This is a genomic window from Amycolatopsis sp. NPDC054798 (assembly GCF_053611505.1).
On the sequence record NZ_JBSHAM010000001.1, the window covers coordinates 87,821 to 105,751 of the forward strand.

Annotated in this window: 22 protein-coding genes; 14 read left to right on the top strand and 8 right to left on the bottom strand. The window is 69.1% G+C overall.

Annotated features, from left to right (window positions below; all coding sequences use genetic code 11):
* Window positions 1-6: 6 nt before the first annotated feature.
* Entirely contained in the window at window positions 7-1,023 is a 1,017-nt protein-coding gene (locus ACWGIC_RS00415; protein WP_452073720.1) for a threonine aldolase family protein, read from the bottom strand.
* Between the two features lie 141 nt (window positions 1,024-1,164).
* Here ACWGIC_RS00415 and ACWGIC_RS00420 point away from each other — a divergent pair, with 141 nt between their 5' ends.
* From ACWGIC_RS00420 to ACWGIC_RS00430, 3 genes are read left to right on the top strand one after another with little or no spacing between them, the layout of a single operon-like run.
* Window positions 1,165-1,674: a SigE family RNA polymerase sigma factor gene (locus ACWGIC_RS00420; protein ID WP_037808752.1), complete on the top strand. Its 510-nt coding sequence runs from the start codon at window positions 1,165-1,167 to the stop codon at window positions 1,672-1,674.
* Window positions 1,667-2,356, top strand: a complete 690-nt coding sequence (locus ACWGIC_RS00425) for a hypothetical protein (protein ID WP_452073721.1) — start codon at window positions 1,667-1,669, stop codon at window positions 2,354-2,356. The genes ACWGIC_RS00420 and ACWGIC_RS00425 overlap by 8 nt, the downstream gene beginning before the upstream one ends.
* 37 nt (window positions 2,357-2,393) lie before the next feature.
* Window positions 2,394-3,002: a TetR/AcrR family transcriptional regulator gene (locus tag ACWGIC_RS00430; protein ID WP_452073722.1), complete on the top strand. Its 609-nt coding sequence runs from the start codon at window positions 2,394-2,396 to the stop codon at window positions 3,000-3,002.
* Between the two features lie 6 nt (window positions 3,003-3,008).
* Here ACWGIC_RS00430 and ACWGIC_RS00435 read toward each other — a convergent pair whose 3' ends face one another.
* Together ACWGIC_RS00435 and ACWGIC_RS00440 are read right to left on the bottom strand one after the other, a co-directional pair.
* Window positions 3,009-3,422 carry a Rid family hydrolase gene (locus tag ACWGIC_RS00435; protein WP_452073723.1) on the bottom strand — a complete coding sequence of 138 codons (414 nt, stop codon included), beginning with the start codon at window positions 3,420-3,422 and terminating at the stop codon, window positions 3,009-3,011.
* A gap of 13 nt (window positions 3,423-3,435) precedes the next feature.
* On the bottom strand, window positions 3,436-4,092 hold the full coding sequence (locus ACWGIC_RS00440; RefSeq protein WP_452073724.1) for an HD domain-containing protein: 657 nt from the start codon (window positions 4,090-4,092) through the stop codon (window positions 3,436-3,438).
* A 72-nt stretch (window positions 4,093-4,164) separates the two neighbouring features.
* On the opposite strand from ACWGIC_RS00440, the gene ACWGIC_RS00445 reads away from it, so the two are divergent.
* Window positions 4,165-5,097, top strand: coding sequence for a GlxA family transcriptional regulator (locus ACWGIC_RS00445; protein ID WP_452073725.1), 933 nt, complete (start codon window positions 4,165-4,167; stop codon window positions 5,095-5,097).
* On the opposite strand, the gene ACWGIC_RS00450 is transcribed toward ACWGIC_RS00445, so the two are convergent.
* The 3 genes from ACWGIC_RS00450 to ACWGIC_RS00460 are packed head-to-tail and all read right to left on the bottom strand — an operon-like array spanning window position 5,073 to window position 7,377.
* Window positions 5,073-5,783 carry a FadR/GntR family transcriptional regulator gene (locus ACWGIC_RS00450; protein ID WP_452073726.1) on the bottom strand — a complete coding sequence of 237 codons (711 nt, stop codon included), beginning with the start codon at window positions 5,781-5,783 and terminating at the stop codon, window positions 5,073-5,075. The genes ACWGIC_RS00445 and ACWGIC_RS00450 overlap by 25 nt on opposite strands.
* Window positions 5,780-6,766, bottom strand: coding sequence for a lactonase family protein (locus ACWGIC_RS00455; protein WP_452073727.1), 987 nt, complete (start codon window positions 6,764-6,766; stop codon window positions 5,780-5,782). Before ACWGIC_RS00455 ends, ACWGIC_RS00450 begins: the two co-directional genes overlap by 4 nt.
* Window positions 6,763-7,377, bottom strand: a complete 615-nt coding sequence (locus tag ACWGIC_RS00460; RefSeq protein WP_452073728.1) for a bifunctional 4-hydroxy-2-oxoglutarate aldolase/2-dehydro-3-deoxy-phosphogluconate aldolase — start codon at window positions 7,375-7,377, stop codon at window positions 6,763-6,765. Before ACWGIC_RS00460 ends, ACWGIC_RS00455 begins: the two co-directional genes overlap by 4 nt.
* A gap of 80 nt (window positions 7,378-7,457) precedes the next feature.
* Between ACWGIC_RS00460 and ACWGIC_RS00465 the strand changes: the two genes are divergently transcribed.
* The 7 genes from ACWGIC_RS00465 to ACWGIC_RS00495 all read left to right on the top strand — a co-directional run bounded on the left by ACWGIC_RS00465 (window position 7,458) and on the right by ACWGIC_RS00495 (window position 13,973).
* On the top strand, window positions 7,458-8,138 hold the full coding sequence (locus tag ACWGIC_RS00465) for an SDR family NAD(P)-dependent oxidoreductase (protein WP_452073729.1): 681 nt from the start codon (window positions 7,458-7,460) through the stop codon (window positions 8,136-8,138).
* An 8-nt stretch (window positions 8,139-8,146) separates the two neighbouring features.
* Complete coding sequence (gene dgoD / locus ACWGIC_RS00470) at window positions 8,147-9,295, top strand: galactonate dehydratase (protein ID WP_452073730.1); 1,149 nt, start codon at window positions 8,147-8,149, stop codon at window positions 9,293-9,295.
* Between the two features lie 34 nt (window positions 9,296-9,329).
* Entirely contained in the window at window positions 9,330-10,757 is a 1,428-nt protein-coding gene (gene purB / locus ACWGIC_RS00475; RefSeq protein WP_452073731.1) for an adenylosuccinate lyase, read from the top strand.
* A 145-nt stretch (window positions 10,758-10,902) separates the two neighbouring features.
* A complete protein-coding gene (locus tag ACWGIC_RS00480; RefSeq protein ID WP_452073732.1) occupies window positions 10,903-11,706 on the top strand; it encodes a substrate-binding periplasmic protein in 804 nt (267 codons plus the stop codon).
* A gap of 20 nt (window positions 11,707-11,726) precedes the next feature.
* Window positions 11,727-12,488 carry an ABC transporter substrate-binding protein gene (locus ACWGIC_RS00485; protein ID WP_452073733.1) on the top strand — a complete coding sequence of 254 codons (762 nt, stop codon included), beginning with the start codon at window positions 11,727-11,729 and terminating at the stop codon, window positions 12,486-12,488.
* A gap of 4 nt (window positions 12,489-12,492) precedes the next feature.
* The gene (locus ACWGIC_RS00490) at window positions 12,493-13,236 is read left to right on the top strand and encodes an amino acid ABC transporter permease (protein WP_452073734.1); all 744 of its coding nucleotides are present in this window, start codon (window positions 12,493-12,495) and stop codon (window positions 13,234-13,236) included.
* The gene (locus ACWGIC_RS00495; RefSeq protein WP_452073735.1) at window positions 13,233-13,973 is read left to right on the top strand and encodes an amino acid ABC transporter ATP-binding protein; all 741 of its coding nucleotides are present in this window, start codon (window positions 13,233-13,235) and stop codon (window positions 13,971-13,973) included. The genes ACWGIC_RS00490 and ACWGIC_RS00495 overlap by 4 nt, the downstream gene beginning before the upstream one ends.
* Here the strand turns inward: ACWGIC_RS00495 and ACWGIC_RS00500 are convergent.
* Entirely contained in the window at window positions 13,933-14,454 is a 522-nt protein-coding gene (locus ACWGIC_RS00500; RefSeq protein WP_452073736.1) for an NUDIX domain-containing protein, read from the bottom strand. The two genes, ACWGIC_RS00495 and ACWGIC_RS00500, sit on opposite strands and share 41 nt — an antisense overlap.
* A gap of 85 nt (window positions 14,455-14,539) precedes the next feature.
* Here ACWGIC_RS00500 and ACWGIC_RS00505 point away from each other — a divergent pair, with 85 nt between their 5' ends.
* A complete protein-coding gene (locus ACWGIC_RS00505) occupies window positions 14,540-15,427 on the top strand; it encodes an MOSC domain-containing protein (RefSeq protein ID WP_452073737.1) in 888 nt (295 codons plus the stop codon).
* Here the strand turns inward: ACWGIC_RS00505 and ACWGIC_RS00510 are convergent.
* Window positions 15,310-16,104 carry an SAM hydrolase/SAM-dependent halogenase family protein gene (locus tag ACWGIC_RS00510; RefSeq protein WP_452073738.1) on the bottom strand — a complete coding sequence of 265 codons (795 nt, stop codon included), beginning with the start codon at window positions 16,102-16,104 and terminating at the stop codon, window positions 15,310-15,312. The genes ACWGIC_RS00505 and ACWGIC_RS00510 overlap by 118 nt on opposite strands.
* Before the next feature lie 47 nt (window positions 16,105-16,151).
* Here ACWGIC_RS00510 and ACWGIC_RS00515 point away from each other — a divergent pair, with 47 nt between their 5' ends.
* Window positions 16,152-17,033 (top strand): phosphoribosylaminoimidazolesuccinocarboxamide synthase, encoded by an 882-nt coding sequence (locus tag ACWGIC_RS00515; protein ID WP_452073739.1) that lies wholly within the window; start codon window positions 16,152-16,154, stop codon window positions 17,031-17,033.
* 66 nt (window positions 17,034-17,099) lie between these two features.
* Window positions 17,100-17,921 carry a helix-turn-helix domain-containing protein gene (locus tag ACWGIC_RS00520; RefSeq protein ID WP_452073740.1) on the top strand — a complete coding sequence of 274 codons (822 nt, stop codon included), beginning with the start codon at window positions 17,100-17,102 and terminating at the stop codon, window positions 17,919-17,921.
* The last annotated feature ends 10 nt before the right edge of the window (window positions 17,922-17,931 follow it).

A 17,931-nucleotide genomic window follows, 5' to 3' on the forward strand; every position in this document is an offset into this window, starting at 1 on the left:
CAGGGTTCAGGCGCCGGCTTTGATCCGGCGCAGTGCTTCGGCAACGTCAGCGGACGACAGGTCGCGGTGCGTGACGAACCGGACCTTGCCCGCCATGGGCAGGGCTTGGATGCCGAGCGAGCCGAGCCAGTTCAGCGCGGTCGGCACGTCTGGCACCCCGGCCAGAACGATATTGGTATCCGGAGCCGGGACGTCCCACCCGTGTTCGGAGAGGCCGTCGGCCAGCCGTTTCGCGAACTCGTGCGTCTCGGCCAGTTCGTCGACGCGGTCCAGCGCGACCAGGCAGGCCGCGGCGAGGACACCGCCCTGACGGACGCCGCCGCCGAGCATCTGCCGCATCCGGCGGGCCTGCTCGACGAACTCGGCGCTGCCCGCGACGACCGAGCCGACTGGTGCGCCGAGACCCTTGCTGAAGCACGCCGACACCGTGTCGACGCCGACGGTCAACGCCGCGGGCGGCACCTGTAGCGCGACGGCCGCGTGCCAGATCCGGGCACCGTCGAGGTGCACGGTGAGCCCCGCCTGCTTCGCGACGGACAGCAGCTGCGCGTGCTCGTCGGGCGGAGTGACCGCGCCGCCGGCCGCGTTGTGCGTGTTCTCCAGGCACAGCAGAGAGGTGCGGAGCGTGAAGTACGGGCCGGGGTTGCCGATCGCGGCTTCGAGCGTTTCCGGCAGGCACCGGCCGGGGCCCGCGTCGTGTTCGAGGATGTCCGGCATGCCGCCGGCCAGCCAGGCGGCCGAACCGAGTTCGTTGGCGAGCACGTGCGCGCCGCGGGTGGCGAGGAACCGGTCGCCGCGTCGCAGGTGGACGCTCAGCGCGATCAGGTTCGCCATCGTCCCGCTCGGCGTCCACAGCGCCGCGGGCATGCCGAGCGTCTGCGCGGCCCGGCGCTCCAGTTCGGCGATGGTCGGGTCGGTGCCGATGACATTGTCGTCGACCTCCGCCTCGGCCATGGCCGCGCGCATGATCGCGTCCGGGCGGGTGACGGTGTCGGAACGGAAGTCGATCAGCTGCCCAGTCATGGTCACAGTCCGATCACATCACACAGGTGGGCGCGGCATCAATGCGACGGGGGGTGGAACGTTTCCGGCCGGACGTGCAACCGTGGACGCCCCCGGATCCGTCCCTTCACCGGACATGGCCAGAGCGGAGCTGCAAAGCGCGTGGACCAGCGCGACGAACAAGAGTTCGCGGAGTACTTCGCCGCGAGGAGGGACGCCGTGCGCCGGACCGCGTATTTGATGTGCGGGGATTGGCACAAGGCCGACGACCTCGCGCAGACAGCGTTCGTCGCACTGCACCGGAGGTGGAAGAAGATCAGAGACCGCGCGGCGACCGACGCGTATGTGCGCAAGACGCTGGTGCGCGCGGTCATCGACGAGTCCCGCCGTCCGTGGCGGCGGGAACGGCAAACCGAGGTGCTGCCGGAGCCGGTGGACGACAGTCCCGGGCTCGCCGAACGCGTCGCGACGCGCGAGGACCTGCTCGCGGCGCTCAAGGAGGTGCCTCCGAAGCAGCGGGCGGTGCTGGTGCTGCGGTTCTTCGACGGCCTGGACGTCGGAGCCGCGGCGACGGCGCTGGGCTGCAGCGAGGGCAATGTGAAGAGCCAGACCGCGCGCGGGCTGGCGAACCTGCGTCAGGTGCTGGAACGGGAGGTGGAGACCAATGGATGAGCGGGAAGCCGAGACGTTGTTCTCCGCTGCGCCTGGGGAGGTGCCGCCTCCGACGTTCTCGGTGGAAGACGTCGTGCGCCGCTCCCAGCGCGAGAAGCTGCGGCGACGCAACCGGATCACCGCCGGCGCGGCGGCCGTGCTCGTGGCCGCGGGGTTCGGCACCTGGGGGATTGCCGGGAGTTCGAGCGAGAAGTCCGATTCGGTCGCGAATTCCGCAGCCGCACCCGTGCAACCCGGCGGGTCGGCCGCGCGTCCTTTCAGCAATGGGGATGACTTCCCGGGTCAGCCGTCTCGGCAGGGAGAGGGCGGGAACGGGAGGACCGGCCCTCGGGTCGAAGGCACCTCCGGGTGCGGACGGGTGGACTGGGAGCTCGCCACAGCCCTCGCTGGCGAGCTCCCAGGCCACTTGAGCGCCGCGCAGGCTTCCCCAGGCAGCGTTTGTACGACGTCGTCGCGCGGCGCGGGGTTCCCGCTTCCGGACGGGTCGATCGGCGCGGCGGTGTTCGCTCGCGACGCGGCGGTGACCGTGCCCACGCAACCGGCCGGAGCCGTCACTGTGCGTCAGAAAACCGGCAGCGGCGGGACTCTCGTGCTGGTCAGCGTGCCGGGTACTTCCGGGCATCCAGCACCGTACGCAACCGACCTGGCGCGCCTCGCCGCTTCGCTGGCCCCCCGGTTCTGATCGGCGGCCAGCGGGGCGGCTGGCAGAATATCCGGGCATGACGGCAGCAGCCACCACCCCGAAGGGCGAGCGACGACGGGCAGCGCTCGTCGAAGCCGCCGCTGAGCTGCTGGCCGAGGGCGGTTTCGACGCGGTCCGGCACCGGGCCGTCGCCGAGCGGGCGGGCCTGCCGCTGGCGTCCACGACGTACTACTTCGACTCGCTGGAAGACCTCGTCACCGCCGCGGTCGAACACCACGGGCACACCGAACTGGCCAACGGACGCCGGCAGCTCGACGACCTGACGACCCGGAACCGGGGAGTGCAGGCGACCGTGGAACTCGTGCTGGACATGCTGCTCGGCCCGCAGAGCGGCGATCCGGAAGCCGACGCCGAGGCGGTCCTGCTGCGCTACGAACGCCTGGTCGCGACGGGGCGGCGGCCGTACCTGCGGCCGTTGATGCGGACGTTGTCCCAGCAGCTCAACGAACTGCTGACGGAGATCCTCGCCCGTTCCGGGACCCCGGTGGGCAAGGACGAACTGGACCGGCTGGTCGCGCTGGTGGACGGGGCCGTGGTCAACGCGCTGATCGCGGTGGACCCGGCTCCGCGCGCCGCGGCCGGGCGGATGCTGCGGACCGCGCTCGCGGAGTCCTCCGTCCATTGAGGACAGTTACCCCGGATATGCCGCGGTGGCGCGGATCTCGATCAGCAATCCCGGACTGGCGAGCCCGCTGACGCCGATCATCGACCACGCCGGATAAGGCTCCGCGGTCACGAGGCGCTGCTTGGCTTCCAGGAAACCGGGCAGGTGCTGGTGGATGTCGACGTGATAGCTCGTGACGTCGACCAGTGCGGCCAGGTCGAGGCCTTCCAGGCGAAGGATCTCCTCGATCCTCCGGAGCGCGATCTCGGTCTGCTCCTCGATGGTTTCCGCGATGGCCCCGTCCGGGCGACGGCCGATCGTCCCGGCGATGAAGAGGTGGTCGCCCGCGCGGACGGCGGCGGAGTAGCCGAAGCGGGCGAAGGCGGAAGCCCCGGACGGCCCGAAAACCTCGGAGTCCTCGGGGATTTTGACGGCGTGCATGGAGATCCCTTTCTCAGTTGCCCCAGCGCGAGGCGCGGGAGGCGCGTTCCAGCCGGGTTTCGCCGTCTGCCGTCCGTTCGCGCAGGAAATCGGCGGGAACGGACGGCACCGGCGCGTTGTTCGGGTTTTTCGCGGCCTGCGCGACGATCGCGTCGGTGAGCGAGCGGACCATCTCCAGCCGGGGGTACGCCGCGTGGATCGTGGCGGCCTGCTCGTCGCTGACGGCGGCGAGATATTCGGCACCGACCGGACCGCCGAAATCGACGGCGACCCCGGCGCGGACGAGCACGCACAGCGGGCCTCGGTGTTCCGCGATGCCCGCGGTGGTGTGCAAGGCGATGGCTTGCCAGACCGCGTCGGCGTCCGCGGTGGAAATCCCTTGCCGGACAAGGAATCCGGCGGCTCGTTCGGCCCCTTCGACCTCGAAGCGTTCCACGTGCGGGCCGTCCGGTGCCACGCCGATGTCGTGCATCACGCACGCGGCGAACAGCAGGTCGTCGTCATAGCCGGACAGGGCCAGCCGGTCGGCGACCAGCCGGGCGAACAGGTAGGTGCGGACGCTGTGGTTGAACACCGACTGCGATTCCACCGGGCGGACGACCTCGACGACGGCGTCCGCCAGTGGAGTCGCGGGCAGTGCGACTACCGGGTCCGGAAGGAGTTCGGTCATGGCTTCAAGCGTGGCCCGCAACGCTCTGACCTGGCCAGTGGCAAGTTTGCCGTACTTCGATAGAATCTTGCCATGACGGTGCATCGGGTCGCGGTGCTGGCGCTCGACGGGGTCCTTCCACTGGACCTGGCGATCCCGGCGCAGGTGTTCCACGCGCGGCCGCAAACGCACTACGAGATGACGCTGTGCGCGCTCGGTCCGAAGGTCGCCACCAGCGCCGGATTCGACCTGTCCGCTGAAGGCGGGATCGAAGAGCTGCGCGCGGCGGACACGGTGATCGTGCCGGGGTACGACCCGATCCGCGAGACGCCGGAAGCGGCGGTCGAGCTGCTGGCCGAGGCACGCGACCGGGGACGGCGGGTGGTGTCCATCTGCACGGGTGCGTTCGCGCTGGCCGCGGCGGGAGTGCTGGACGGCCTGCACGCCACGACGCATTGGGAATATATCGACGAATTCGAGCGGGACTACCCCTCGGTCCAGGTCGACCGGGACGTCCTCTACGTCGACGAGGGCGACGTGCTCACCTCAGCGGGCGTGTGCTGCGGCATCGATCTGTGCCTGCACATCGTGCGCCGGGATTTGGGCGCCGCGGTCGCCAATCGGATCGCGCGCGGCCTGGTCGCCGCTCCGCATCGGGAAGGCGGTCAGGCGCAGTACGTCCCCGCTCCGCTCGCGGACGCCGGGGACGCTTCGCTGTCGGACACGCGGGAATGGGCGTTGCAGCGGCTCGGCGAATCGCTCAGCATCCGCCTGCTCGCCCGGCACGCGGGGATGTCGCAGCGGACTTTCTTGCGCAGGTTCGCCGAGGAAACCGGGACGACGCCGTTGCAGTGGCTGCTCAACGCTCGGCTCGGCAAAGCCCGGGAACTGCTGGAAACCACGGATCATTCGGTGGACCGGGTGGCACGCGACTGCGGTCTCGGCACCCCGGCAAACCTGCGGCTGCACTTCCGGCGGGCGCTCGGAACCACGCCGACGGCTTACCGGCGGGCCTTCACGTCCTGACCGGTCCGTTTGGCGTCGGCGGCGGCTTTCACCAGCAGATCCAGCATCGCGGTCTCCGCCGCGACCGGGTCGTGCGCGGCGATGGCGTCCAGCACCCGGCGGTGACTCGGCACCGGATCGTCGGTGGGGCCGGCGCTGTGGACCAGTTTGTCCCGCTCGGCCAGCCCGATCGCGATGACGCGTTCGATCTGGAGCAGGAAGTTGTTGTGCGCGGCGGCCAACAGGCTGCGGTGGAACGCCAGATCCGCCTCGACACTGGCTTCCAGATCCGGTGCGGCCACCATCGCGTCGAGTGCGGACGCCATCGCGGCGAGGTCTTCGTCGGCCGCGCGCTCGGCGGCCATCCGCGCGGCCGCGGGTTCGACCACGGCGCGCACCTCGGCCAATTCGTCCAGCAGACCGGCGTTTCCGCGCGCGGTGGTTTGCCAGCGCATGACGTCCGCGTCCAGGAGCTGCCAGTTCTCGCGCGGCTGCACGAACGTGCCGTGCTTCTGTCGAGCGCCGATCATTCCCTTTGCTGCCAACACCTTCAACGCTTCGCGCAGTGCGGTGAGGCTGATGTCCAGCTCCTCGCGCAGCGCGGGAAGGTCCAGCACCGTGCCCTCGCGCCATTCGCCGGACAGGATGCGCGCGGCGAGTGTTTCCACGGTCAGCCCGTGCAGGCCGCGAGGGCGATGGTCGGTCACCGGAGCGGGAGCACGCACGTCGGGGAGCCGGTCGGGTACTTGCGCACCTCTGCGTTTCCGAAGTCCCGCAACGGGAAAACGGAAATGACGTCTTCCTTGAAGGCCGCGGTGTAGCACATTCCGTCCGCCACCGCGAAGTTCCACGGAAACGCGCCGCACGGCTGATCGGCCGTCGCACGCAACGGAGCACCGGCGAACGACGTGATGCATTCGGGGCCGCGATTCGACAGGTATACCCCGGATTCGAGCACTTCCAGGTGTGCCACCAGGGATTCGCCGCCCTTGACCGTCGAAGGAGTCGCCTCGACGAACTCGAACGCGCCCGGCGAAGTCTCCCGCATCGTGATCAGCTCTCCGGACAATTCTCCTGCCACGTAAGCGATTCCGTCCGCGCCGCGCACCAGCTGCCGCGGTCCGGTTCCCGGAGGAAGCGACGAAACGGCCAGCGGAGTCAGTTTTCCTTGCGGGGACAGCGTATAGCTGCGGATTTCGTCGGTGCCGAGGTCGACGGCGCTCACCACGGAGCTGTCCGCCGACGACACCGCCATGTGGACGTGCGGACCTTCCTGCCGGTCGGCGCGCGGCCCGCTTCCGGTGTGCTGCACCAGATCCGTGCGCCCGTCGATGCGGCCGTCCGCGCGAAGGGCGAACACGGCGAGACTGCCGCCGCCGTAGTTGGCGCACAACAGGAACCGGCCGTCCGGCGTCACCGCGAGATGGCACGGGCTGGCCCCGCCGGATTCGACCACGTCGAGCGCGGTCAGGCCGTCAGCGACGGAAACGGAGGTGATCTCGCCGTAGCTCGTCTCGTTGACCGCGTACACCATCGGCAGTCCGGGATGCTGGATCAGCCAGGTCGGCGACACCATCGGCACTGTCGAATCCAGCACCAGTTCGCCGCCGGAGCGTCGGAAAACCGCGATTCCCGTGCCGCTCCCGCCGGTTTCGGCAGTGCGGCAGCCGACGAGTACGACGTCGCTCACGAGCGCTCCTTCACTAATGCGGCCACTCTGGCCCGGATGTCCTCAGACGAACCTCGGGTCAGCGCCGACCCGATCCCGCAGGCGACCGCGCCCGCGTCGAGCCAGAGTGGCACGTCCTCGGGAGCGATTCCACCCGTCGGCACGAGCGGGGCTTGCGGAAGCGCGGCGCGCACGTCCTTGATCCACTGCGGACCGAGCGCGGAGGCGGGAAAAACCTTTACGGCGTCAGCACCTTCCTCCATCGCGCGCACGATCTCGGTGACCGAACCGGTGCCCGGCAGCGCCGCGACGCCGTACCGATGAGCGGTACGCAACACCTCGGTGTGCAGCGACGGCGACACGAGAAACTGGGCTCCCGCACGGATCGCGGCCGTCGCGGACGACTCGTCGAGCACCGTGCCCGCTCCGATCGTGGCGTCCGGATACGCGGCGCTCAGCTCCTCGATCGCGACGAGCGCGCCGGCGTTGGTGAGCGGGACTTCGACCGACTTCAACCCAGCGTCGAGCACTGCCCGGGCAGCGGCGACCGCCGAGGCCGCGTCCGCCGTCCGCACGATTCCGACGACGCCCTGCCGCACCGCTTCGCGCGTGATCTCCCACCGGTATCCCATGGCCGCCAGCCTAGCAGGCAAATTATAAATTACTAATTATTCTTGACGGCTTCGCTGCCGCCCCGGCATGCTTGCGAACCATGCGTACTGCCGTGGTGACCGGCGCGGCGTCCGGAATCGGAGCCGCGACCGCCCGCCAGCTCAACGCCGACGGCTACCGGGTGATCGGCGTCGACCTCGCCCCGGTCTCCGGCGGCGTCCAGGGCGACGTGACCGACGACGAGACGTGGCAACGCGTTCTGGATCTGGCCGGCGAAGCCGACGCCGTGGTCAGCAACGCGTACCTGCCGACTTTGGGCCCATTGCACGAAACCGGCCGCGCACAATGGCAACGACAGCTGGACGTGAACCTCACCGCGGCGTACCTGGCAGTGCGGACTTTCCTGCCGTCGCTGCGGGCTCGTCGCGGCTCGGTGGTGCTGGTTTCCTCGGTGCACGCACGATTCGGGCTGCCGGGCCATCCGGCGTACGCGGCCAGCAAAGGCGCGTTGGTATCTCTGGCCCGGCAGCTGGCCGTGGAGTACGCGCCGGAGGTCCGGGTGAATTCGGTGCTTCCCGGCCCGGTCGAAACCGAGGCGTGGCACCGGATCAGCGCGGAAGACCGCGAACGCAGCGTCCGCGCGACGCCTGCCGGACGGCTCGGCGACCCAGCCGAAGTCGCCGCGGTGATCGCCTTCCTGCTCTCGCCCGCAGCGTCGTTCGTCACGGGTGCCGACCTCACTGTCGACGGCGGCTGGTCGGCCGCCAAAGATTCCGCTTAGGAGACAGGGTGCAGATCACCGGGATCGAGACGTTCCTCGTCGCGCCGCGCTGGTTGTTCCTCAAGGTCAGCACCGACGAAGGCATCACCGGCTGGGGCGAACCGGTCGTGGAAGGGCGCGCCGGTACCGTCCGCGCGGCCGTGCACGAGCTGGCTGAGCTGGTCGTCGGGAAGGACCCGCTGCGCATCGAGGACCACTGGCAGGTGCTGCGGCGCGGCGGTTTCTATCGTGGTGGTCCGGTGCTTTCCAGCGCGCTCGCCGGGTTCGACCAGGCGTTGTGGGACATCGCGGGCAAGGCGCGGAACGCTCCGGTGCACGAGCTGCTCGGCGGTCCGGTGCGCGACCGCGTCCGGGTGTATTCGTGGGTAGGCGGGGACCGTCCGTCGGGGATCTTCGACGCGGTGTCCGCGCAGGTCGAGCGTGGTTTCACCGCGGTGAAGATGAACGTGGCCGGTCCGCTCGGGCCGATCGCCACGCCCGCCGAGGCGGCGGCTGCGCTGGCCCGCGCCCGGCAGGCCCGGGAAGCCCTCGGACCCGACCGCGACCTGGCGATCGACTTCCACGGCCGCGTCTCGCCCGCGATGGCGCGACGGCTGGTGAAGATGCTCGAGGAAGTACAACCGATGTTCGTCGAAGAGCCGGTGCTGCCGGAACTGCCCGCCGACGTGCTGGCGTCGGTGGTCGAGGCGTCGACGGTCCCGATCGCGCTCGGGGAACGGCTGTTCTCGCGCTGGGAGTTCAAACCGGTGCTGGACGCGGGCGTCGCCGTGGTGCAGCCGGACCCGTCGCACGCGGGCGGCATCTCGGAACTGCGCCGGATCGCCGCGCTGGCCGAGGTGTACGGCGCGAACCTCGCCCCGCACTGCCCGCTCGGCCCGATCTCGCTGGCCGCCGCGCTGCAGGTCGCGTTCGCGACGCCGAACTTCCTGATCCAGGAACAAAGCCTCGGCATGCACTATCACGACGGCCGCGAACCAGTGGCCTATCTCGCGGACGACGCGCTGTTCCGCTTCGTCGACGGCTACGCCGCGCGCCCGACCTCGCCCGGGCTCGGCATTGAGGTGGACGAGGAAGCCGTCCGCCGCGCCGACGAGACCGGGCACGCCTGGCGGTCGCCGGTGTGGCGGCTGGCCGACGGCAGCTTCACGGAGTGGTGACCGCCGCGCTGACCTGCGCAGGTATCGTGGCCGCGTGACGGACAAGCCCCGCATTCCGAACGTGCTCGCCGCCCGCTACGCCTCGCCTGAGCTGGTGGCGCTCTGGTCGCCCGAACGCAAGGTCGTGCTCGAGCGGCGGCTGTGGCTCGCCGTGCTGCGGGCTCAGGCCGAACTGGGCGTCGAGGTGCCCGATGGCGTCCTCGACGACTACGAGCGCGTGGTCGAGCAGGTCGACCTCGAATCGATCGCCGCCCGCGAACGCGTCACCCGGCACGACGTGAAGGCCCGGATCGAGGAGTTCAACGCCCTCGCCGGGCACGAGCACGTGCACAAGGGCATGACCTCGCGCGACCTCACCGAGAACGTCGAGCAGTTGCAGCTGCTCCGGTCGCTGGAGCTGGTCCGTGCCCGCGTCGCCGCGGTGCTGTCGCGGCTGGCCGCGCTCGCGGTCGAGCACTCCGACCTGGTGATGGCCGGCCGCTCGCACAACGTCGCCGCGCAGGCGACCACGCTCGGCAAGCGTTTCGCGACCGCCGCCGACGAGCTGCTGGTCGCGTTCTCCCGGCTGGACAACCTGATCGAGCGCTACCCGCTGCGCGGCATCAAGGGTCCGGTCGGCACCGCGCAGGACATGCTCGACCTGCTCGGCGACGAGTCCACTTTGGACCAGCTGGAATCGCGGATCGCCGAGCACCTCGGCTTCGGCAACCGGTTCGTCAGCGTCGGCCAGGTGTACCCGCGTTCGCTCGACTTCGACGTGCTGTCCACTGTGGTCCAGCTCGCCGCCGCGCCGTCCAGCCTCGCGAAGACGATCCGGCTGATGGCCGGGCACGAACTGGTCACCGAGGGCTTCAAACCGGGCCAGGTCGGGTCGTCGGCCATGCCGCACAAGATGAACACCCGTTCCTGCGAGCGCGTGAACGGTCTCGCGGTGGTGCTGCGCGGCTACCTGTCGATGATCGGCGAACTGGCCGGCGACCAGTGGAACGAGGGCGACGTCTCGGATTCCGTGGTCCGTCGCGTCGCGCTGCCGGACGCGTTCTTCGCGCTCGACGGCCTGCTGGAGACCTTCCTCACCGTGCTCGGCGAATTCGGCGCGTTCCCGGCCGTGGTCGAGCGTGAGCTTGATCGCTATCTCCCGTTCCTCGCCACCACGAAGGTGCTCATGGCGTCCGTGCGGCGGGGCGTCGGGCGTGAGACGGCTCACGAGGCCATCAAGGAGAACGCCGTCGGCGTCGCCCTCGCGATGCGCGAACGCGGTGCGGAGAACGACCTGCTCGACCGCCTCGCGGCCGACGAGCGGATCCCGCTCGACCGCGCTGACCTGGACGAACTCCTCGCCGACCGGATCTCGTTCACCGGCGTGGCCCCGCGTCAGGTCGAAGAAGTCGCGGCGCGCGTCGAGGACGTGCTCAAGCGATTCCCGGACGCCGCGAAGTACGCGCCGCAGCCGATTCTGTGAGCGCGCGCACGTCGTCCACGTGCTGAGACGGCATTACTCGATCGGGCGAAGCTTTTAATCTTCCTGCCGAACCCGGAAGCGCCAGACCGCCAACCCGCGGCCTGGCGCTTCTTGTCTGCGCCTCCCGGATATTCAGGAAGAAGTCATGAGAAAGATCCTCAGCACGCTCGCCGTCGTAGTCGCCGCCACCGCGGGCCTTACGGCGTGCGGATCCTCGGACGCTTCCGGGGAAACCTTGCGCGTCGGCACCCTCACCGACGCCCCGCCCAGCATCTACCTCGAAAACGGCCAGTTCACCGGCTACGACAACGAACTGCTCCGGGACATCGCCAAACGCGAGGGCTTCCAGGTCGAGTTCGTCGGCACCGAGTTCTCCGGCCTGCTCGCCAAGGTCGCCGGCGGCCAGCTCGACATCGGCAGCTCGACGATCTCCGCGACCGCCGCGCGCAAGAAGACGGTGGCCTTCAGCAACGGCTACGACACCAGCTACACCACCGTCGTCAGCAAGAAGGGCGCCGCGCTGCCCGCCGCGAACTCGTTCGCGGGCAAGCGGGTCGGCGTCGTGCAGGGTTCGGTGCAGGACGAGTTCGCCGGCAAGCTCGCCGGCGCGCAGGTTGTCCGCTTCCCGGACTACAACGCCGGTTTCGCGCAGCTGAAGACCGGCGGTCTCGACGGCTGGGTCGTGCCCAAGGACATCGGCCAGAAGTACCTCGACCAGAACCCGGCCGTGCCGCTCGAATTCGGCTACACCGTCGCGGACAAGGACACCCCGTCGGCCTTCGCGGTCGCCAAGTCGAACACCGAGCTGCTGAAGAAGATCAACGACGGCCTGGCCAAGGCGATCGCCGACGGCACCGCGGCCCGGCTGCACGCACAGTTCTTCAAGGAAGCGCCGGTCGCGAAGGAGCTGGAGAAGGGCGGCCCGGGCCTCCCGGTGGCGAACTCCTGATGCCCGGGCACACTGGTGGCATGAAGAAACTGATCGTCACCGCCGTCACGGCGGCACTGGTCGCCGGTCTCACCGCGTGCGGTGGCGACGCCGGCGAGACCCTGCGGGTCGGCACCCTCAGCGATTCCCGGCCCAACGCCTACCAGGAGAACGGCGAATTCACTGGGTTCGACAACGCGTTGCTGAAGGATATCGCCGCGAAAGAGGGCCTGAAGCTGGAATTCGTCGCGACCGATTTCTCGGCGCTGCTCGGCAGCGTCGCGAACGGCCGCTTCGACATCGGCAGTTCGGCGATCGCGCAGACCGACGAGCGCAAGAAGACGGTGGCGTTCAGCGATCCGTACAACTACCAGTCGCTCGGCATCGAGGCGAAGGCGAGCGCGGGCATCACCGACGAGAACTCGTTGGCGGGCAAGCGGATCGGCGTGGTGCAGGGCACGGTGTCGGACACCTGGCTCGGCGCGAACGCGCCGAAGGCGCAGGCGGTCCGGTTCCCGAGCGACGCGGCGGCGCTGAGCGCGCTCAACTCCGGTGCGGTCGACGGCGCGGTGTTCGACCAGGTGTCCGCGGAGGACTACGCGGCCAAGAATCCCGCGCTGAAGGTCACGAAGTCGATCACCACCAACATTCCGCACGGGTACGCGGTGCGCAAGGGCAACACCGAACTGCTGGGCAAGCTGAACGACGGCATCAAGAAGGCCGTCGCGGACGGCACCTGGCAGAAGGTGCACCAGCAGTTCGAGCCGAACATTCCGGTTCCCGCTGATTTCAAGACGAAGTAGCCTGATGGACCAGTTTCTCGACACTTTCCTCAACTGGCAGTACATCTGGGAGGTTTTCCCGGACCTGCTCAAGACCGGCCTGCTGAACACCCTGATCCTGTCGGTGGCGGCTGCTGTTATCGGGACCCTGCTCGGCATGGTGCTCGCGGTGATGGGCCTGTCCACCAAACGCTGGCTGCGCTGGCCCGCGCGGGTGTACACGGACATTTTCCGTGGCCTGCCCGCGATTCTGACGATCCTGGTGATCGGTCAGGGGGTCGGGCTGCTCGCCCGCGGGTTGGTGGGCAACAACCCGTACCCGCTGGGCATCGCCGCGCTGAGCCTGATCGCCGCCGCGTACATCGGCGAGATCTTCCGCGCCGGGATCCAGAGCGTCGACAAAGGACAGCTGGAGGCGAGCCGAGCGCTCGGCATGAGCTACTCCAAGGCGATGCTGCTGGTGGTGATCCCACAGGGCGTGCGGCGGGTGCTGCCCGCGCTGGTGAACCAGTTCATCGCGCTGGTGAAGGACTCGACCCTGGTGTACTTCCTCGGTTTCCTTACCTCGCAACGGGAACTGTTCCGCATCGGCCAGGACCTCGCGGCCAACACCGGAAACCTGTCACCCTTGGTCGCGGCGGGCGTGGTCTATCTGGTGATCACCGTGCCGCTGACGCATCTGGTGAACTACATCGACAAGCGGCTGCAGACCGGTCGCAAGGTGACCGCGGAGAGCAACGAAATGCTCGCGGGTGGGGCGACGATATGAGCACGGCGATTCGTTCTTCTTCGGTGGAACTGAAGGACATCCACGTTCGTTTCGGAACGTTGGAGGTCCTGCGCGGGGTGAACCTGAAGGTGCCCAGCGGCAGCACTACGTGCGTCATCGGCCCGTCCGGTTCCGGCAAGTCCACGTTGCTGCGCTGCGTGAACCGCCTGCAGGAACCGGACAGCGGCGACCTGCTGCTGGACGGGGAAAGCGTCATCGCCTCGGATCCGGACGCGTTGCGCCAGCGGGTGGGGATGGTGTTCCAGCACTTCAACCTGTTCGGGCATCGAAGCGTGCTGGACAACATCGTGCTGCCGCTGCGCAGCGTGCGCGGTCTGTCCAAAGAGGACGCGGCGGAGGTCGCCCGTACCCGGCTGGCGGAAGTCGGGCTCGCGGACAAGGCCCCGTACCGCCCGGCCGCGCTGTCCGGAGGCCAGCAGCAACGGGTGGCGATCGCCCGCGCGCTGGCGATGGAACCGGAAGTGATGCTCTTCGACGAGGCCACGAGTGCGCTGGACCCGGAGCTGGTGAAGGGCGTACTGGACCTGATGGCGGGGCTGGCTTCGCGGGGTCTCACGTTGATCGTGGTGACGCACGAGATGGGGTTCGCCCGGAGCGTGGCGGACGAGGTCGCGTTCATGGACGCGGGGCGGATCGTGGAGCAGGGGACGCCGGACCAGGTGTTCGAGGCACCGGCTAGTCCTCGGTTGCAGCAGTTCTTGTCGCAGGTGTTGTGAGGGGTTGGCCGTCCTCGCAGAGGATGAAGCTGTCGCTGGTCCGTGCGGCTTCCCAGGCGACTCGGAGCCGCCGGGCCAGCGAGGGGGCGACTCGCTGAGTCGCATCGTCGAGCGGCAGCAGGTGGACGGCCAGGATCTCCGGGTCGGTGAGGATTAGGCGGGCGGTTTCTTCGGCGGAGATTCGTCCGCCATCGAAGATGAACGCGAGTCCTTCTGGCATCCGGCCGTCGTCCGGCGCGTAGTCGATGACCAGGAGCGGGCCGAGCGGGCGGTCGATCCCGATTTCCTCGGCTTGTTCCCGGCGCGCCGTGCGCCACGGCGGCTCGCCTGCCTCGCACACCCCGCCGGGTATGTCCCAACTGTCCTTATAGGACGGCTCGACGAGCAGGACGCGGCCGGTTTCGTCGCGGAGCAGGGTGCCTGCCGACATCCGCTTCCGTGGCAGCGAGCGCACGTACTCGTCGAACGGCAGCAGCTCCACGAGTCCGCAGGGTACCGGCGCGGCAGCTGCGCGTGCGGGATCGTGCACCCCAGTCCCCTTCGGACGGCCAGGTACCGTAAACCCCATGGGGATGATCTCTCGGCTCACGTACTACCCGGTCAAAGGCTGCGCCGGCACCACAGTCCAGTCCGCCGAAGCGACCCCGGCCGGTCTCGCGCACGACCGTGAGTTCATCCTCACCGCTCCCGACGGCGACTTCCGCAGCCAGCGCCGCTTCCCCGTCATGGCCGCCATCCGGCCCCGCCTCCTCGACGGCGGCACTCGCCTCGCCTTGTCCGCGCCGGGGATGGAAGACCTGACCATCGAGGTCCAGAAGGACGGCCAACGCCACCCCGCGTCCACCTTCAACTGGACCGGCGAGGGCATCTACCAGGGCGCCGACGCCGCTGAGTGGTTCTCCACCGTGGTGGGTCAGCCGTCCGTGCTGCTCGGAGTCACCCCGGAGCATGAGCGGGTCACGAGCGGTGAGACGCCCGGTACCGCGACGTTCGCCGACGGTCACGCGATCCTCGTGATCTCGGAGTCCTCTTTGGACCATCTGAACGAACGGATCGCCGAGCGCGGCGGCGAACCGGTGCCGATGGACCGGTTCCGGCCGAATCTCGTGATCCGCGGCTGGGCGGAACCGCACGCCGAGGACTCCGTCCGCCGGATGGAAGCGGGCGGGGCCGAGTTCGCCTACGCGAAGCTGTGCGTCCGGTGCGCGGTGCCGATGGTCGACCAGGAAACCGGCAAGCGCTCCGGTCCGGAGCCGATTCGCACGCTCGCGGCGTACCACCGCGATCCGGCGGGCGGCGTCCTCTTCGGCATGAAGGCGGCGGTGACCCGGCCCGGTCAGCTGGCGGTCGGCGACGCGGTGATCGTGCATTCCTCGGCCGGCCCGATCCGCAGCACCGAGGCCGCCGAACCGCCGTTGACGGCGACGGCCAGCCTTCCCGCCGAGTCGGTGTAGACGAGGTTCGCGCCGGGGGGCACGTCGGCGAAGGTCCGGCCGATCGCGGCGGACACCGCGACCTGCTCGCTGTGCACCGTCACCTCACCGGTCAGCCCGGTTAGTTCGAGGTCGGCGGGAGTGGCGGCGAGCTGGACGTTGCCGAAGTGGTCGACGGTCAGCACATCCGACACGAGCTTGCCAGGAAACGCCGCGACCAGCGGTTCCGGCAGCCGGACCAGGTCACGGATGGCGGGCCCGAAGGAGCCGGGGTGCGCGCCGAGAGCGAGCTTCGCGGCAACAGGTGCGAAGATGTCCCGGCCGTGAAAGGTCGCGGACGTCGGCGTGCGCACATCGATCACGTACGACGCGTACACGCCGCCTAGCGCTTCTGCGGCGGGTATCAGCAGACCGTTGTCCGGGCCGACCAAGATGCCGTGCGTCGCGACCACCACGATGCCTCGGCGCTCTGTGCCGACGCCGGGGTCGACGACAGCGAGGTGTACGGCCTTAGGCAGGGACGGCACGGTCTGCGCGAGCACTGCCGCGCCTGAGCGCACCTGTTGCGGCGGGACGAGGTGTGTCACATCGAGAACGCGTACGTCGGGCGCGATGCCGGCGATGACCCCGTGGCAGGCGGCCACGAAGCCGTCGTGCAGCCCGTAGTCGGAGGTGAACGAAATCCAGCGGTAGGCCATGACCTGCATCATCCTCGTGGTAGCGGTGCTCGGGTTAGGGTGCAGCAGTGACGACGCTCGCCGATTACCCGAAGATCGCCGCCGGAAAAGTCCGGGACCTGTACGCGGTCGGAGACGACCACCTGCTGCTGGTCACCTCGGACCGCATCTCCGCCTACGACTTCATCCTGGACACGCCTATCCCCGACAAGGGCCGCGTGCTCACGGCGATGAGCGTGTTCTGGTTCGAGCAGCTGTCGGACCTGGTCCCGAACCACCTCGTCGCGTACGACGACCCGCGCATCCCCGCCGAGGTACGCGGACGCGCGCTGCTCGTACGCCGTCTCGACATGCTTCCGGTGGAGGCTGTCGCGCGCGGGTACCTCACGGGGTCTGGGTACTCGGACTACCAGCGTACGGGCGCAGTGTGCGGCGTAGAGCTGCCGGAAGGTCTCGTAGAAGCCTCGAAGCTGCCGTCGCCGATCTTCACGCCCGCGACGAAGGCGGCCTTCGGCGAGCACGACGAGAACGTTTCTTTCGACGCCGTAGTCGCGACTATCGGCGCGAAGCGTGCGGAGGAGCTACGCGAAACGACGCTCGCGGTGTACCGCCGTGGTGCGGAAGTGGCGGCGAAGCGCGGAATCCTGCTGGCGGACACGAAGTTCGAGTTCGGTGTGGACGAGACGGGCGCGCTGGTGCTGGCGGACGAAGTGCTGACGCCGGATTCGTCGCGGTACTGGCCGGCGGAGGGGTACGAGCCGGGAAGGGTGCAGCCGTCGTTCGACAAGCAGTACGTGCGCAATTGGCTGACGGGGCCGGAGTCGGGCTGGGACAGGGCGTCGAACGTGCAGCCGCCGCCGTTGCCGAGGGAAGTGGTGGAGGCGACGAGGGGAAGGTACGTGGAGGCGTACGAGAGGCTGACGGGGTTGTCGCTGGAGGAGTGGCTCTAGGAAAGAGCGAAGGGCCCCAGGGAGAGAACCCCGAAAACTGTCGGCACCCCCTGACAGACTGCAACCATGACCACACCGTACGCAACACCGCGCGCGAGGGCATTGGGCCTGGAGTTACGCGCGGCGCGGGAGAGAAGAAGACTGGGTGTAAGAGAGTTGGCCCGGTTGCTGGGGATGACGCCTGGTTTCGTGACGAACTGGGAACGAGGACTGCGGCTGCCGAAGCCGGAGGACATCGGAGCGGTCCTGGCGCACTGCAGGGTGATCGGGCCGGACCGCAGGCGAATAGTGGAGATGGCGCGAGGAGCGCGAGAGCAGGACTGGATAGACAGCGGCGGAGAAGAGCCGTACCTGGAGTGGGAGCGCACGGCGGAGGCAGTGTTCGGCTGGGAGCCGGAGGTAGTGCCGCCGTTGTTGCAGACGAGCGGGTACGCGCGAGCGTTGCTGTCGGCCGCTTCGGGCGCTGTCGCGGACGAGGTGGAGGCGCGGGTAGCCGAGAGGCTGGCGCGGCGAGCGGTGCTCGATTCGGGCACGCGGTGTGTGCTGGTGCTGGGGGAAACGGCGCTGCACAAGAGGATCGGCGGCGCGGACGCGATGGCGGAGCAGCTGTGGCACCTGCGCGAGCGGTTGGCGGAGGGCAAGGTCGAGGTGCGAGTGGTCCCGGCGGACCACCGCCCCGATCTGGGCAGGGCGTTCACGATTTTCGATTTCGCGGACCTGCCGTCGATCGTCCACGAGCGGTTGCTGCGGGAGAGCGCGAGCAGTTCGAGCCCGGCGCGGGTGGCGAAATACCGCGAGGCGGCGGAAACGTTGCTGGAGCTGGCGTTGCCGAGATCCGAGACGGACGCCCTGCTGGAATCGGCGCTCCGGAAATTGTCCGTGCCCTAGGGCAGAGTGG